The following is a 17,459-nucleotide window of genomic DNA, read 5'->3' on the forward strand; positions in this document are numbered from 1 at the left end:
ATATGAGTAATAAAATGGTTTTTATAATTGAATTTAAAAATAGTGTGATAAAATTACTTTGCTTGTTTGCAATTGTAATGCTTCTGGTTAGCTGTAAATCTTCTGACGAGGTTACCATTTATTATCCAAAGCATGCATCGCCAAAAGAAATTCTGGCAGCAAAAGAACTTCAGAAATATATTTTTCTTACGACTGATAAATTGCCTGAATTGGAAGTTTACAGTAATGAAGATGAAATTTCAGGGAAGTCAATTGTTTTGAGTACGTACAATAATTTCAAAGATAAAAGATCAATAAGTGCGATAGAAGGCGATGCCTATTATCTAAAATCTAAAAACGAAGAACAGCTATTTATTGTTGGAGCCACATCTGAAGGTATTTTGTACGGAGCTTATAAATTTATAGAATCATTAGGAATTGGTTTTATGATCGACGGCGATATTATTCCGGAGGAAAAGATAGAAAATCTGGCACTTTCAGGATTTAATGAAAAGCACAAACCAGTTTTTGAATTAAGAGGAATTCAGCCATTTCATGATTTTCCGGAAGGTCCAGATTGGTGGAACGAGGAAGATTATAAAGCCATCATTTCGCAATTGCCAAAAATGGGAATGAACTTTATTGGTTTTCATACCTATCCTGAAAAAAGACCTTTCGGGGGTTGGGAACGTGCAGAGCCAATGGTTTGGATCGGCACTAAAGATCAAGTTAATAAAGACGGTTCGGTAAAATCGGCTTATCCGGTATTGCATTCTAATACGAAAGACAGCACTTGGGCCTATTATCCAAAAATGACGTCTAATTATCATTTTGGAGCAGCTCAATTATTCGAAACAGATAATTATGGCGCTTCTTACATGCAAAACCTTTCAGGATGGCCGCATACAGAACAGGAAAATGTAAAAATATTTAATGCCGTTGGATCACTGCTAGGAAACACTTTTACGCTTGCAAAAGATCTTGGTGTAAAAACCTGTCTGGGTACAGAAACGCCTTTGACAATTCCGTTTGATGTACAGCAAAAAATGATCGCAAAAGGAATTGATGTTAATTCTAAAGAAGCAAAAGTAATGTTGTACGAAGGAATATTTTCCAGAATTATGGCATCACATCCGTTAGATTATTATTGGTTTTGGACACCGGAAACCTGGACTTGGGACGGACAAAATGATGAAGCTGTTGAAAGAACAATTCAGGATATTCAAAGTGCAATTTTGGCGAAACAAAATGTAAAAGCACCTTTTAAACTGGCTACAAGCGGTTGGGTTTTAGGACCTGCAAGAGACAGAGCGGAGTTTGACAATTTGTTTCCGAAAGAAATGCCTTTTTCGGTAATCAACAGAGAAGTTGGATTTACACCGGTTGAGTCGGCTTTCAAAAATGTAAAAGACCGTCCGAAATGGCAAATTTCATGGATTGAAGACGATCCTGCAATGGTAACGCCACAATTCTGGGCAGGAAGAGTTCTTAAAGATGCGTCTGATGCGTATCGTTATGGCTGCACCGGAATGATGGGAATTCATTGGAGAACCAGAAATCTTTCGCCTGCTTTTATGGCATTGGCACAGTCTGGCTGGGAAGCTGATACGTATAAAACAGTTGGAGACAGTGTTAGACATTTAGATTCTAATGAATTATACAAAAAATGGTCGGCATTGCAGTTTGGAAAAAAAGCTTCGGCAGAAATGGGAAAATTGTTTGCTTCTCTAGACGGAGGAAATTTCAAATTGAACAGTAAAGACCGTCACGCTAATTTTCCAAGAACTGCAGACTGGGGCAAAAAAGGCCCCGGAATGATTAGACCCAATTACGAAGCCTGGACAACCTTTCAGAAAAAATATGATTTTATTAAAACTTTTGAAACCAATAAGAAATTCGTAATAGGAAAAGATAATTTAAGCAGATATAATTATTGGTTAAACACCTTTTATTATGCTAAATACCAAGGTTTATCAGGTTGTTTATTAGGAGAAATGGAGAAATTGAAAACACAACTGGATAAAACTAAAGACCAAACTGAAAAGCAAAAACTGGCAGAAAAACTATTGACAAAAAGAAATGAACTCGCTGCTGCATGGACAAAAATGGGGAACAGTTTAATGCAAACCGTTTCTACAAATGGTGAAATGGGCACAATTGCGAATTTGGAACAACATAATTTAGGAAGTCTTAATCAGATTCATCAATATGATGATGTTTTGAAAAAGATTTTAACCAATATTCCTGATTTAATTTTATCGGATCAATACGCAGGGAAATTGAGAATTGTAATGCCGACAAGACAGACAATTGTAAAACAAGGAGAATCATTAGTTTCTAAAATCAGAATATTGTCGCCGGAAAAAGTGACTTCGGTAAAAGTATTTTACAAAGCATTGAACTCCGATAAATTTGAACAAAAAGAATTGAAAAATGTTGATCGAAATGTTTATCAATTAGCTATTAATAAAAAGGATTACAACCAAAATAGTTTTCTGTATTATGTTGAAGTAAAATCAGGAGCAGCTACCGTTCGTTTTCCGGAAGCAACTACAGAAGCTGTAACGGTTTGGTAATTGTCATCAAAAATAAAAATTTATTTACGGTCTTAAAATAGTTAACTCATATTGTTTCTTCTCCGAATTAAAACACTGCCTGCCGTTTTAATTATCGAAGCTGAAAGTTAACCGGAATCTAAAATTATTTATTAAAAAAATCGAAATGTGATTTGCTTGTAATCAAGCGAACAGGACTCTTTTTGCCCTTTTTTAAATGAATTCAAATTAAAATCTAAATCAAAAAAAAACAAAAAATAATCATGAACTAAAGAAAACTTAACCAAAATGCTAGAAATGAATTTGAAGTTTTTGTAGTTACAACTGAAGATATTTAGAAAGTGTTGTCCAAAACTTTGACCAGGTACGGGACAACCTTGAGGAACTTTCTAAGATTTAACTTCAAAAAAACTACAACTACAATTAAAAAAAACATGACTAATTAAATAACTAAACCTTATGAAAAAAATCTTAATGACCAGCCTCTTTTGGCTTCTATTTATACCGGTAGCTCTTGCACAGCAGCAGATTACGGGTAAGGTTACCGACGAGCATTCCGGAGATCCGCTTCCGGGTGTAAACATTAAAACCGAAGGTGGTGGGCAGACCGCAATGACGGATTATAACGGATCTTATACGATTAATGCGGGAAAATCGACCAATCTTTTATTTTCTTTTATTGGATACAAAACAAAAAAAATAAATACCGGAGATTTAAAAGTATTGAATGTTGCGCTTTCGTCTGAATCAGAATCGCTTCAGGAAATTGTAGTTACAGGTTATACCAAAGTCAAAAAGACGGATTTAACCAGTGCACAGGCTACTATTACTGCGAAAGCAATTAATGAAACGGTAAATACAACCGTTGAACAGGCTATTCAGGGTAGAGCTGCGGGTGTTTATGTAACGCAGAATTCAGGTGAACCAGGAGGAGGTTTGTCAGTTAATATTCGCGGGGTAAATTCATTAAACGGGACAAATCAGCCTTTGTATGTAATTGACGGTGTTCAGATTACAGTGCAGGAAATAGGAAGCGGATTATTGAGTTCAAATAGTCCGCTATCAGGTTTGAATCCGGCAGATATTGAAACGATGAATATTTTACAAGGTCCTTCTGCAACAGCGCTTTACGGTTCCAGAGGTACAAATGGGGTAATTGTAATTACTACTAAAAGAGGTAAGGCAGGAAAAATTAAAATTGCATACGATTATACGTATTCTTTGCAGGCACCGCCAAAGAAAATCAATGTGATGAATTTAAGACAATATGCACAGTTGATGGGAGAATACCAACAACAGGCAGGAGGTGTAATTCCGGCAGAATTTTTGGATCCTTCTATTTTAGGACAAGGAACAGACTGGCAGGAAGAGCTTTACCGTTTAGCACCAATGACAAAACATCAATTGCGTTTGAGCGGTGGTAGCGATACTACAACCTATTATTTATCAGGAGAATATTTTAATCAACAAGGTATTTCTCAAGGTTCAAACTTTGACCGTTATTCTGTTCGTTTGAATTTGGACAACAAAGCCAATGATTGGCTAACTCTTGGAGCAAACTTTAATATCAACCAAACGGATAATGTGGCAGCAGCGACGTCTGAATCAGTTGTTTTGAATGCGACGAAATTAAGTCCAAATATCCCCGTAAAAAACTTTGACGGAACTTATGGAGGAGGAAGTACAGATCCGGCTTCTCCGGAAAGATACAGTTCTCCAAACCCGATTGCGATGGCAAACTTAAATACAAATGAAGTTTTGACCAGACAGTTTTTAGGAGGATTGAATTTGAAAATTGACATTATCGATGGATTGTCTTTTAAAACTTCTTTTAATACCAATATCGAATACGGAAGCGGTGTTTATTTTCTTCCAAAATATAAATTTGGCGTTAACGAAAGAATCAATACACAGCTTACAAATGTTGAAAACAGAAATACATATTGGAAATTTGACCAATTCTTAAACTATGATAAAGCTTTTGGAGATCATACCGTAACCGCAATTTTCGGACACGAAGCACAAAGCGGAGCTTGGAAACAATTGACAGGTTATAGAGAAAATTTCCCTGTGGCAATTCCGGATTTAAATGTTGGAGATCAATCTACATCAATCGCTACGGGAGGTAAAAACGACTGGGCTTTAGAATCTTTCTTAGGTAGTGCAGGATATAATTATAGAAACAGATATTTTATTAATGCCACTTTAAGAGCCGATGGATCTTCTAACTTTGGTCCGGACAATAAGTGGGGTTATTTCCCATCTGCTTCTGCGGCATGGAGAATTTCTGAAGAGCCTTTCTTTAAAGTAAAACAAATCAGCGAATTAAAATTACGTTTTGAATCTGGAACCACAGGAAGCAACGGACCAGGAGGAGTTATTTATGGAAGACTTGACGGAGCACCAACACAATGGGGAACTGGTTTCTTGCCAAGTAAATATGCCAATTCAGATTTAAAATGGGAAGAAACAACAACCAACAATATCGGTTTCAATTTAGGATTATTTAATAACAGAATTACAATTGAAGGAGATGTTTACGTAAAAAAAACCGACAACTTAATTATGGATCTTCCTTTGCCACTTTATTATGGTGTTGATGGAGAAGGAGGAATGACGCCTCCTACTGTAAACGTTGGAGCTTTAAAAAACAAAGGTTGGAGTATTGCTGTAAATACAGTAAATATTAAAACAGCAGATTTCTCTTGGACAACAAATGTAAACGTTTCGCATTTTGATACAAAAATTGAAAAATTCTATACACAGTCGGCTATTTTAGATCGTTATTCCCGTTATTTTCAGGAATGGACACAGCGTTCTGTTGTAGGTCAAACGCCGTGGCAATTTTATGGTTATGTTGAAGAAGGATTATTCAAATCGCTTGACGAAATCAATAACAGCGCTTTGCCGGTTGATAACCAAGGAAATAAACTTCCGGTAAACAAAGATCAAGGTGGTGTTTGGGTTGGAGATGTGAAATATAAGGATATCAATAATGATGGAAAAATTGACGAAAAAGATCAGACTTTTATCGGAAATCCATATCCAAAATTATTTGGAGGTATGACTAATACTTTCACTTACAAACAATTCACTTTAGGAATTTTATTAACGGGTTCTTACGGAAATGATATTTACAATTACACAAAACGTGTGAACTCAAATCCGGTAAACGTAAGCGTTGGTAACAATTTATTAGTTCACGCCTTAGATTACGCACGAATTGGTGAAGATGCAAATGGAAATCCGTACATCATAAATCCAGATACAGACGTAGCAAGAATTTCGAACACACGAAACGGAAACTACGATAGACATACGAGTAAATGGGTTGAAGATGGTTCTTATTTAAGAATTAAAAACGTCTCATTAAACTATGATTTCAGTAAAGAAACACTTAGAGGAATTCCTGGTGTAACAGGATTCAGACTTGGTTTTGCGGTTCAAAACATCGCAACATTTACTAAATATTCAGGATATGATCCAGAAGTAGGTTCTTACGTTGGAAGCGGTTCAAACGCTGGTTCTCAGCCAATCGGATTTGATTACGGACGTTATCCGTTGACACCAATGTATTCATTTAATTTAGGAATTAACTTTTAAAAATAGCGTGATGAAAAATATACTATTTAAAATTTCTTTTACAGTATCCAGCCTGTTTTTAATATTATTGACCAGTTGTTCTGAAGAATTTTTAGAAAGACCGCCACAGGACGTTCCCGTAGATGCAGAATTTTATAAAACAGACGAACAAGTTTTGGCAGGATCAGCATTACTATACAATAAAGTATGGTTTTTATACAATGATAAAGCTTCATTTAGTGTAGGTGATTTTAGAGGAGGAACCATGATGTCGGTTTACAATTATCCTGATATGGTACAGTTCAACACAACTTCTAATTCACAAATGAATTATGATGTTTGGAAATCTCTTTTCAATACAATCGGTCAGTGTAATACTTACATTATCAACGTTAATAAATATGCAGGTCCAAGTGTAAATCCGGATATTAAAAAACAAACTATTGCCGAAGCCCGATTTATGAGAGCAACTGCTTATAGTTTATTAACGATGAATTATGGTGCTGTACCCATTATTACCAACAATTTTACATTGGTTGGAGATACTACGCAAGTTCGTAATACGCCCGAAAGTGTATGGAAATTTATTACTAAAGATTACCGCGCTGCTGCAGAAGATCTTAAAGAAACACCTTTGCAAACAGGAAGAATTACTAAATGGGCAGCAGAAGGAATGTTAGCAAGAACTTACTTGAACAGAGCAGGCGTAGGAAGAACTGAAGGTAATAGAAATCAGGTTTTCTTAGATTCTACAAAATATTACGCAGAGAGAGTAATCACAAGAAGTGGTGCAAAATTAGAACCTAAATACGCCGATTTATATTTGACAAAAAACGAAAATAATGCAGAATCTTTGTTTTCATTACAATGGTTATATACAGGTACTTACAGTTCTACTACAAATACCGCACCTTCCTCTTTAGCATTTAGCCCTTCAATTGCCAATGGCGACGGATGGGGAGGAGATTTTAGTGCAACATGGTGGATTTTAAGTAAATACGAAGGAATAAATCCAGTTGTGGGAAGTCCGGGAATGATGGAAGGAAAAACACTCGATCAACGTTTAAAAGCTACATTTATGCTTCCCGGTGCGCATTATCCTGAAATCACGCAAACATTAGAAGATGGTACAGAACAGGAACTTCGTTTTCCTTATAGTCAGGGAGCAGAGATCAGTTATGCTTCAACAAAAAAATATGTTGTGGGTAAAGCTAAAGATAACGCAGGTTTGGCAGGATTTCATACGTACGAAATCAATACTTATATGTTGCGTCTGGCAGAAATGTATTTGGCTTACGCCGAAGCTGCGGTTGGAAACAACGGTTCAACTTCAGATACAAAAGCAATTCAATATTTTAATGCTGTGCACACAAGAGCTGGTTTAAATGCAATTCAGGGTCCATTAACTTTTGACAGAATTTTTGATGAAAGAATGATTGAGTTTTCTGTAGAAGCGATGGCATGGTACGATTTAGTTCGTCTGCATTATTACAATCCGCAGAAAGCGTATGATATTATCAGCAATCAGGATAGATCTGCTTTTGCGATTGAACCGGACAGAATTCCAAACCCAACATCCTGGACATTTACTAAAACGCCTTGGGTAACAGTAAGAAGTTATGCAGCAAATGATGGTAACTTTTTAATTCCGATTCCGGCAACAGAAATGAGTCAGGCGCCAAATTTAGGAAAAACACCGGTAGATTATTATGCAGGTAAACAGTAATTTTTAAAAAAGACAATATGAAAACTTTATATAAAATAACAGCAGCCTTATTAGTTGTTTTAGGAACAACGGTGGTTTCTTGTTCTTCTGAAGAAGCAGCCAGCAGAAGTCCGATTATCAATTACGTAAGACTAACAGATCCGGCTTCATCAGATTCATTATTGGTAGAAGCAGGTCAGGGACAGCTTTTGGCTTTAATTGGGGATAATCTTCAGGATACAAAAGAAGTTTGGTTTAATAATCTTAAAGCCTTTATTTCTCCAACTTATGTAACTAAGAATTCGATTATTACTAATGTACCGGGGAAAATTCCAACAGAAATCAACAATCAAATTCGATTAGTTAATGGTTCGGGCGGAGTTTATACTTATGATTTTTCAGTGAAAATTGGAAAACCGTACATGAAAGCCATGAAAAGTGAATATGTTGCAACTGGAAAAATTGCAACCATTCAGGGAGACTTTTTCTATGAGCCAATGACAGTAACTTTTACCGGAGGCGCGCAGGCAACAATTTCAAGTATAGATAATGATCAGATTTTGAATATTGTAGTTCCGGAAGGAGCACAGCCGGGACCAATTACGATCAAAACCAATTTTGGAGAAACAAAGTCTGATTTCTGGTTTAGAGACAACCGAAACATTTTTGTAAGTGGCGCAACAGGTTCAGATTTTATCGTCACAAATCCTGGCGATGGAGATCCTGAAGCCATTAATGGAAATTACATCAGAGTAAAGAAAAACATCGGAAGCTGGGATTTTACAGCATTCTTCAATGGCGGACCAGACGTATTTGGTGCGGAAAGCAGAAATGTTCCGGATGATGCATTGACACATCCAGAAAAATACAATTTCAAATTCGAAATAAATACACTGAAACCGTATAACGCTAACGGATTAAAATTTCAGGTTCTATTAGACAAAGCTTCAGATTTTGATGATTATTATTGGAGCGGAGGCGTGTATTTATGGAGTCCGCCTTATGATACAGAAGGCGAATGGGAAACTATCGTTGTGCCTTTAGAAAAAGTTTTATTAGGACCAGGTCATGATGTAAATGCAGCCGGATATTTCTCCCGCTTAATTGTTCACGGTGACGGCGCTCTTGATGCAGATATTTCTGTAGATAACTTTAGGGTTGTACCAAAAAGTTTAAAATAATTCATTTTATATAAAACAAAACCAAAATGAAAAAATTTAAAAATAAACCATTTTATCTCCTGATTATGTTATTCATAATCGTTGGAGCCGCTGTATCCTGCAGCAATGACGACTCTAAAAGCAGTAATGATGTCGTTGAACTTTTGAGTTTTGGTCCTTCGGGGCAAAAACATGGCGAGCAAATAGCCTTTATCGGTCATAATCTGGATCGTGTGACTTCTATAATGCTTCCGGGTGTTGAAGTTTCAAGTGATGATTTTGTTTCGCAGACTTCAGAAAAAATAGAATTGATTATTCCTGAAGAAGCAACAGAAGGAAAAGTAACTTTAGTTTATGACGGTGGAGAAATAACATCAAAAACCGTTTTAAGTTTTGATGTGCCGTTTATGATTGCAAGTATTACACCTCAGGCCAAACCAGGTGAGAATATTACGATTACAGGAGATTATTTAAACTGGGTAACGTCTGTAGTTTTTGCTGACGGAATCGAAGTTAAAGAATTCGTAAGCGCTTCTTTAAAACAATTAGTGGTTAAAGTTCCAATGGATGCAAAAACTGGATCTATTCTGATTATTGGAGGCGGAACAGAACCTTATACGTTTGAAACGGAAAGTGATATCATCATCGATTTGCCAAAAGTGACTTCTCTGGAACCAACTAGTGTAAAACACAGTGATTTATTAAGTATTAATGGAGAAGATCTTGATTTGGTAAAATCGATTAAATTTCCAAATAGTACAGAAAGTGCCGCTTTTGAAAGTCAAACGGCTACAAAAATTGTGGTAAAAGTACCAAATACAGCAACGAATGGTAAAATAGCTTTAACAGCTTATTCCGGAGTTGTTGTAGAAACGGAACAAGCAGTAAAAATCATTCTGCCAATTATCACAGATGCAGCGCCAAAACCAGTTGCAATTGATGCAGATTGGACACTTACAGGAACCGATTTAGATTTGGTTAAAGAAGTAATAATTCCGGGTGCAGCAATGCCAATTACGACTTTCTCAACTCATACAGCAACCAAAATTGTTTTAAAAGTACCAGAAGGATCTTTTAATGGTACAATCAAATTAAAAACAATCAATGACTTTTTGATAGAAACTAATACTGAAATTCAAATCGCTGGTCTTACTGATATTCCGTTAACCAGAGTAATTTACGATGACGATTACAGAAATGGTTTCGGAAACTGGAGCTGGGGCGGAGATGTAAATCCTGCTTACACCACAGAAGTGAGAGAAGGAACAAAAGCCATTAGAAAAGATTGGCAGGATTGGGACGGACTTCGTTTTGGCGGAGGAAATGTTTCTACAGCCGGAATGACAGAATTAGCATTCTCTGTTTACGGTGGAGAAGGTTTAGAGAATAATCAGCAATTAGGAATTATGATTAATGGAAATTGGGGTATCACTACAGTTCAGGTCAAAATTGGAGCCTGGACAGATGTTGTCATTCCGTTATCTAGTTTACCGGCTTTAAGCGGAGCAACCAAAATAGAAGATTTTGCAATTCAGGGCAAGTTCGGATATGTAATTGTCGATAAAGTTGGATTGCGTTAATTATAAGTAAGTTAGGTTAGTAATTTTCCAGACAAAGAAGAAGCTTGGTTGAGCCCCAAGCATTCTTCTTTGTCTATTTTAAAAATTGGAATAAAAATGAAATTTTATACTATTATTTTTTGTGCTATTGTTTTGAGTTCCTGTAATAAACAAAAAAATACTTCTAAAGCAGAAGAAAAAGAAACTGCAAAAAGTATTTTATTACAGAACATGAAAACGCTGGCAAAAAATGGAATCATTTTCGGTCATCAGGACGATTTGGCTTACGGTGTAGGCTGGTCTTATGTAGATGGAGAATCAGATGTAAAAAAAGTGGTTGGAGATTATCCGGGAGTTTATGGTTGGGATTTAGGGCATTTAGAATTGGGTGAAGATGTAAATATTGATGGCGTTCCTTTTGTTAAAATGAAAAAATATGTAACAGAAGTTTACAAAAGAGGCGGGATTAATACATTTAGCTGGCATCAAACAAACCCTTTCAACAGAAATTCTGCATGGGACAGTACTTCGACAATAAAACTTATTTTGAAAAATGCTGAGGTTAAAAGAGATTATTTGAAAGATTTAGATAAAGCGGCAGCTTTTTTTAATGGTTTGAAAGATGAAAGAGGAAATACGATTCCGGTTATTTTCAGGCCGTTGCACGAACAGACGGGCGATTGGTTTTGGTGGGGAAAGAAGCAGACTGCATCGAAAGACTATATTCAGCTTTGGAGAATCACGGTTGATTATTTAAAAAGCAAAGGCGTTAAAAATGTTTTATACGCTTTTTCTACCACTGAATTTCCAAACAAAGAATTTTTCTTAGAAAGATATCCTGGCGATAATTATGTAGATGTTTTAGGTTTTGATGCTTATCAGAACGATACTGCAAAAACCAATTCTGAATTTGTACAGGGAATAAAAAATCAAATCAAAATGCTAAATGAAATCGGAAAAGAGCACAATAAGCTAACAGCATTAACCGAAATCGGACAGGAAAAAGTACCGAATAAAAAATGGTGGACAGAGATCTTACTTCCTATTGTTCAGAATTCTAATTTGTCTTATGTTTTGCTTTGGAGAAACGGAAGACCAGATCATTATTTTGTTCCATATCCGGGACAGATTAGTGAAAATGATTTTAAAACATTTTATAAAACTCCTAAAGTTATTTTCCAGAAAGAATTAACCAAAGAGAATATTTACAATAAAAAATAAAACATGAATAGTAGATTAATAACTCTTTTTTTAAGCTTTTTTACCGTTGCTATAATGGCGCAAAATCCCGTTGTTCCGGGTTATTTTGCAGATCCAAGTATAAAGAAATTTGGCGATACGTATTATATGTACTCCACAACAGACGGTTATTTTAGCGGAAATGACGGCGAAATTTTAGTCTGGACAACAAAAAACTTAGCTGATTGGGATGTTCAATCCGTTCCCGGTTTACCACATGAAACCGTTTGGGCTCCGGCAGTAATTCAGGGCGATAACGGAAAATACTATTTGTATTGCCAAAGTTCGGTCGATTATTCCGGTTATGTTTATTCGGGAGATTCACCAACGGGGCCTTTCAAAAAAGAAGCGCATTTAGGCGGTTTTGATATTGAGCCTTTTCGCGATCCCGTTTCAGGAAAAATCTATGTAATTTCTGCAGGACGCGAATTATTTTTAATGGATAATGATGTAAAGTCTCCAACGTATTTAACCAAAATCGAAAAGAAACTTTCCATAAAAGGAAACCTTTTTGATTATACAGAAGGTCCATATTTAGTATATAAAGATGGATTATATTATTGCATGTGGGCAGGTGGACGCTGTTGGGAAACGAGTTATAAGGTGCGTTACGCCGTATCAAAAAATATTGATGGCCCTTACGAAGAAGCATCAAACAGTCCGATTTTAAAAACCGATGAAAAAGCCGGAATTTCTGGTCCAGGTCATCATTCGATTACAGAAATTGACGGACGTTCCTTTATGTTCTACCACAGACAGGATTTGGCAAAAGGCCCAACTTGCGATTATCGTTTTTCAGCCGTTTCTGAAGTCGAGTTCAAAAACGGTAAAATCAATCTCGTTTCTTATGTAGATGATTTGGCTAAAACGTTAAATAAAAAAGGAAAATACACCAATTTGGCTCTAAACAAAAATGCTTTCGCCAGCAGTCAAAATGCAGGCTTTGAAGCCGGAAAAGTAGTTGATGGAAGAAATGATACACGTTGGACAACCAGCAGCGCACCAAGTGATGTTACAATAGATTTAGGTCAGGAATTTTCGTTTGACGCTGTTCGTGTCTGTTTCGAATATCCGGATAAATGGGTCACTTTCAAAATAGAAACATCAACAGATTATCAGAATTGGCAGTTGTATGCCGATCATAGTCAGGAAGCTGTTCAGGGTTATAAAGAAATGCTTCAGACCAAAACTGAGAAAGCGCGCTATGTAAAAGTTACGGTTAATAATTCAGAAGACAGAAACGCTTCTCTTTGGGAAGTTCAGGTTTTAAAAAACAACTGATTTGGCTTCTCCTGCAAGGTTTTGGAAACCTTGTAGGTATTTTGATTATCCGAATAAAGAAAGCAGACCTACAAGGTTTTGAAAACCTTGCAGGAACGACTCATATAAAATAGAATAATTTTTAATAAATAAAATGAAAATAACAAAACATAAAAGCACCGTCTTAGCTGCACTGTTTTTTGCCGGAAGTTTTGCTTTTGCACAAAAAAAAGCTCCTGTAGATTATGTAAATAATTTTATAGGAACAGGCGAATGGGGAAATTTGTATCCGGGCGCTCAAGCACCTTTCGGAATGATTTCTATAAGTCCGAACAATGTGTTTGAAAATTACGAAACGTCACGTTCAGGATACCGTTATACACAAGATGAAATTTATGGTTTCGGCATGACGCATTTCTCTGGAGTAGGCTGCCATGCCATGCAGGATTTGCCATTCACGCCTGTTGTCGGCGATTTGAATGTTTCTCCAGTTTATAATAAATCAGCTTATAAGAGTAAATTTTCGCATCAAAATGAAGTGGCGAAACCGGGATATTATTCGGTAAAATTAGATACATATCAAACCGATGTAAAATTTACAACCACACAAAGAGCTTCTATTGGCGAGATTGATTTTCCATTAAATAAAGAAGCTTCAGTAGTTTTTGCTCCAACAAATAATGCCAACGGAATCAGTGCCGGACAACTGAATATTGATTCTAAAAAAAACAGAGTAAGCGGTTTTATGTCAACAGGAGGTTTTTGCTGGCGTGATCCAAACGACCGTCCTTATAAAGTTTATTTTGTAGCTGAATTTGACGTTCCTTTTAAAGAAGTAGGAAATTGGCGTGCAGAAAATAAAACTAAAGGAAGTGAAAATATTTCAGGAAGTGCGATTGCAGCTTATGTTACTTTTAACCTTGAAGGAAAAACGAAGGTAAAAATGAGATCGGCAATTTCGTTTGTCAGTGTAGAAAATGCAATTCAGAATCTAAATGCAGAAATATCCGATTGGAATTTCGAAAATACCTACCAAAACGTGCACTCGGAATGGGAAAAGTATTTGAATAAAATTGTAGTTGAAGGAAAAAATGAAGACGAGAAAACTGTTTTTTATACTTCAGTTTCGCGTACTCTTTTACAACCAAATGTTTTTGAAGATGTAAATGGAGATTATATAGGCTTTGATGATAAAATTCACAAAATTGAAAAAGGCAGAAATAAATATGTAAACTTTTCGCTTTGGGATACTTACAGAACAACAGCACAGGTGCAGGCGATTATTGCGCCAAAAGAATCTTCAGACATGATTCAGTCTTTGTTGTTAGATGCACAGCAAGGCGGATCTTTTCCAAATTGGAGCATGAACAATCAGGAATATGGAGTAATGAACGGCTATTCTCCATTTCCATTTATTGCTAATATGTATGCGATGGGTGCCAAAGATTTTGATTTGATAATGGTTAAAGACATGATGAAAAAAGTATCAACAGAATTTCATTCCAGCAGACAATCTCACGGCTGGTACGCGGTTGAAGAATATAAGAAATTAGGTTATGTTCCTGTTGATCTTCACGGTTACGGTGCTTCTATGACTTTAGAATATGGAGTTGACGATTATTCAATTGCTAAAATTTGCAAAGCAGCAAATGATTTGGAAGCTGAAAAATATTATCTAAATCGTTCTCAAAATGCATTCACATTATTAAATCCCGAAAATAAATTAATTCAGGGAAGAAATTCTGATGGAAAATTTATTACGCCATTTAGTGATTCCAGTGAAAATGGTTTTAATGAAGGATGCGCCATGCAGTATTTCTGGAGTGTTCCGCAGAGTATGAAAAAATTAATTGACAAAGCAGGCGGAGCAGGTTTTATAGAAAAACGTCTGGATCAGTTTGTGTCTAAAATTGAAACAGGCTGGGCTCCCGAAAAACCTTTTTACTGGGTTGGAAACGAACCTTGTTTTGGAGCAATGTACGTTTATAATTATCTGCAAAAACCCTGGAAAGCGCAATACAATGTTCGTCGCGTAACAGAAGTTTTTAAAAATTCGCCAAACGGAATGCCAGGCGATGATGATGTTGGTGCGATGTCAGCTTTGTATGTTTTCTCAGCTTTAGGTTTTTATCCGAATTTACCCGGAGAAGCCGGATTTACAATAACTGGGCCTTTATTTGAAAAAACAACCATCAGTTTAGAAAACGGAAAGAAGATTACAATTGATGGGAAAAATGCGGAGTTTAATGCGCCTTACATTCAGGAAATGAAACTAAATGGAAAAAATGTTTCCAGTTTATGGCTCGATTGGAATGCATTAAGTCAAGGCGGATCAATCGAATTTAAAATGGGCAAAAATCCAAATAAAAAATGGGGAAGTGCCATAAGTGATATGCCTCCAACCTATTATCCGGAAAAGAAATAAGATTTAGAATAAAATATAAACACAAAGTATGAAACGTATTTCAATTGTACTGGCACTGCTTTTTACTGTTCTCTCTAATACTGTTTTTGCAACTGTAAAATTGCCAAAACTTGTGGGAGATAATATGGTTTTGCAGAGAGAAATAAAGATCCCAATTTGGGGTTGGGCAGATGTTGGAGAAAAAGTGTCAGTAAATTTTTTAGGTTCGAAATATCAGACCAAAACCGGAAAAGACGGGAAATGGAAATTAGAGCTTAAAGCTGTTCCTGCCGGAGGTCCTTATGAAATGATCATTCAGGGAAAAAATACAATCAGCTTGAGGAATATTTTGATTGGAGATGTTTGGATCGCTTCGGGACAATCGAATATGGAATGGCCATTAATTGCAAACGTCAACAATTACAAAAAAGAAATTGCCGATGCCAATTATCCAAATATCAGATTATTTATGGTGGAAAAAGCCGTTGCAAGTCATCCTAAAGAAGATGTTGTAAGCAACGGTTGGGTAGAATGTAGTACCGAAACGATTCCGAATTTTTCCGCTGTTGCGTATTTTTTCGGAAGAGATCTTCAAAAAGAAATTAAGGTTCCAATTGGTTTAATCAGTTCGAATTGGGGCGGAACTCCTGCTGAATCTTGGACGGATTTAGAAAGCATAAAACATTTTCCAAGATACAGAGTTGAAGCAGAAAACCTTTCTACAAACAAAACGGATGTAGCTGATATTTTATCAGCTTATAAAAATGATTTAGCAATCTGGTCAAAAAACTCAGGAAAAGACAGAGGATATCAGGAAGACGGAAAAACATGGGCAGATTTTGATTTGGATGTTTCAAATTGGTCTTCGATGAGTCTACCGGGAAATTGGGAACAGGAAAATATCCTTCCTAATTATGACGGAATAGTTTGGTTTCGTAAAGAAATCAATCTAACAAATAATGAGGTCTCAAAATCCATAACACTTCATTTATCAAAAATTGATGATGAAGATATTACATATTTCAACGGTATTAAAATTGGAGAAACAATAGGACACGAAGCTTTAAGAACTTATGTCGTTCCGAAAAATCTTTTAAAAGCAGGCAGAAATGTAATTACAATTCGTGTAAACGATACCGGCGGCGGCGGCGGAATCTATGGCAATGCGGAAGATTTATTTATGGAAATTGGATCCGCTCAAAAAACATTAGCAGGAAACTGGAACTACAAAACGGCTGTTGATGCCACTAATATGCCTAAATATCCATTAAGCAGAGAACCTCAATATGTACCGACCACTTTGTACAATGCCATGATAGCACCGTTAATTCCGTACGGAATCAAAGGAGCAATTTGGTATCAGGGAGAATCAAACGCAGATCGTTCATTTGAATACGGAACTTTATTTCCGGATATGATAAGAGGCTGGAGAGCAAAATGGGGTTATGATTTTCCGTTTCTGTTTGTTCAATTAGCCAATTTCATGCATGATAAACCGACACCTTCGGATTACGAATGGGCAGAATTAAGAGAAGCGCAAACAAAAGCTTTGCAACTGCCAAATACCGCAATGGCGTTGGCAATTGACATTGGAAATCCCGACGATATTCATCCAAAAAACAAACAAGATGTTGGAAAAAGATTGGCGCTTTCGGCTTTAAAAGTAGCTTATAATAAAGAGGTAGTTTTTGGCGGTCCACAATTTAAATCTCTTGAAATCAAAGGAAATGAAATCATAATTTCTTTTACTAATCTGGGTTCAGGTTTAGAACTTCGTGATGCTTATGGCTACGCAAAAGGCTTCGCCATTGCCGGAACGGATCAAAAATATGTTTGGGCAAAAGGGTATCAAAAAGACAATACAATTGTGCTTTACAATGATGAGATTCAAAGTCCGGTTTCGGTACGTTACGATTGGAGCAACAATCCTGACGGGAATATTTACAATAAAGAAGGATTGCCTTTGTTGCCATTTCGCACTGATAATTTTAAAGGAATCACAGAAAATAAATAAGA

9 protein-coding genes are annotated in these 17,459 nt (G+C 36.2%); all 9 read left to right on the top strand.

What is annotated here, in order from left to right; genetic code table 11:
• Positions 1-2 precede the first annotated feature (2 nt).
• The 9 genes from B0A65_RS04715 to B0A65_RS04755 all read left to right on the top strand — a co-directional run bounded on the left by B0A65_RS04715 (position 3) and on the right by B0A65_RS04755 (position 17,457).
• Entirely contained in the window at positions 3-2,555 is a 2,553-nt protein-coding gene (locus B0A65_RS04715; RefSeq protein ID WP_074662343.1) for an alpha-glucuronidase family glycosyl hydrolase, read from the top strand.
• A 438-nt stretch (positions 2,556-2,993) separates the two neighbouring features.
• The gene (locus B0A65_RS04720) at positions 2,994-6,137 is read left to right on the top strand and encodes a SusC/RagA family TonB-linked outer membrane protein (protein WP_074662340.1); all 3,144 of its coding nucleotides are present in this window, start codon (positions 2,994-2,996) and stop codon (positions 6,135-6,137) included.
• A gap of 10 nt (positions 6,138-6,147) precedes the next feature.
• The gene (locus tag B0A65_RS04725; RefSeq protein WP_074662337.1) at positions 6,148-7,842 is read left to right on the top strand and encodes a RagB/SusD family nutrient uptake outer membrane protein; all 1,695 of its coding nucleotides are present in this window, start codon (positions 6,148-6,150) and stop codon (positions 7,840-7,842) included.
• Between the two features lie 17 nt (positions 7,843-7,859).
• Positions 7,860-9,002, top strand: a complete 1,143-nt coding sequence (locus B0A65_RS04730; RefSeq protein WP_074662335.1) for a glycan-binding surface protein — start codon at positions 7,860-7,862, stop codon at positions 9,000-9,002.
• Between the two features lie 26 nt (positions 9,003-9,028).
• Positions 9,029-10,561: a hypothetical protein gene (locus B0A65_RS04735; protein WP_074662332.1), complete on the top strand. Its 1,533-nt coding sequence runs from the start codon at positions 9,029-9,031 to the stop codon at positions 10,559-10,561.
• A 96-nt stretch (positions 10,562-10,657) separates the two neighbouring features.
• Complete coding sequence (locus tag B0A65_RS04740) at positions 10,658-11,761, top strand: glycoside hydrolase family 26 protein (RefSeq protein ID WP_074662330.1); 1,104 nt, start codon at positions 10,658-10,660, stop codon at positions 11,759-11,761.
• Positions 11,762-11,764: 3 nt separating this feature from the next.
• Positions 11,765-13,060, top strand: coding sequence for a family 43 glycosylhydrolase (locus B0A65_RS04745; protein ID WP_083370495.1), 1,296 nt, complete (start codon positions 11,765-11,767; stop codon positions 13,058-13,060).
• Positions 13,061-13,193: 133 nt separating this feature from the next.
• Positions 13,194-15,464, top strand: a complete 2,271-nt coding sequence (locus tag B0A65_RS04750; protein WP_074662325.1) for a GH92 family glycosyl hydrolase — start codon at positions 13,194-13,196, stop codon at positions 15,462-15,464.
• Positions 15,465-15,492: 28 nt separating this feature from the next.
• A complete protein-coding gene (locus B0A65_RS04755) occupies positions 15,493-17,457 on the top strand; it encodes a sialate O-acetylesterase (protein WP_074662323.1) in 1,965 nt (654 codons plus the stop codon).
• Positions 17,458-17,459 lie beyond the last annotated feature (2 nt).

Source organism: Flavobacterium frigidimaris, assembly GCF_002217275.1.
Lineage (GTDB): Bacteria > Bacteroidota > Bacteroidia > Flavobacteriales > Flavobacteriaceae > Flavobacterium > Flavobacterium aquidurense.

Excerpts from the sequence above, each read along its gene's own strand:
- B0A65_RS04715 (WP_074662343.1), top strand. The coding sequence starts at position 3 with ATGAGTAATAAAATGGTTTTTATAATTGAATTTAAAAATAGTGTGATA.
- B0A65_RS04720 (WP_074662340.1), top strand. The coding sequence starts at position 2,994 with ATGAAAAAAATCTTAATGACCAGCCTCTTTTGGCTTCTATTTATACCG.
- B0A65_RS04735 (WP_074662332.1), top strand. The coding sequence starts at position 9,029 with ATGAAAAAATTTAAAAATAAACCATTTTATCTCCTGATTATGTTATTC.
- B0A65_RS04745 (WP_083370495.1), top strand. The coding sequence starts at position 11,765 with ATGAATAGTAGATTAATAACTCTTTTTTTAAGCTTTTTTACCGTTGCT.
- B0A65_RS04725 (WP_074662337.1), top strand. The coding sequence starts at position 6,148 with ATGAAAAATATACTATTTAAAATTTCTTTTACAGTATCCAGCCTGTTT.
- B0A65_RS04740 (WP_074662330.1), top strand. The coding sequence starts at position 10,658 with ATGAAATTTTATACTATTATTTTTTGTGCTATTGTTTTGAGTTCCTGT.
- B0A65_RS04755 (WP_074662323.1), top strand. The coding sequence starts at position 15,493 with ATGAAACGTATTTCAATTGTACTGGCACTGCTTTTTACTGTTCTCTCT.
- B0A65_RS04750 (WP_074662325.1), top strand. The coding sequence starts at position 13,194 with ATGAAAATAACAAAACATAAAAGCACCGTCTTAGCTGCACTGTTTTTT.
- B0A65_RS04730 (WP_074662335.1), top strand. The coding sequence starts at position 7,860 with ATGAAAACTTTATATAAAATAACAGCAGCCTTATTAGTTGTTTTAGGA.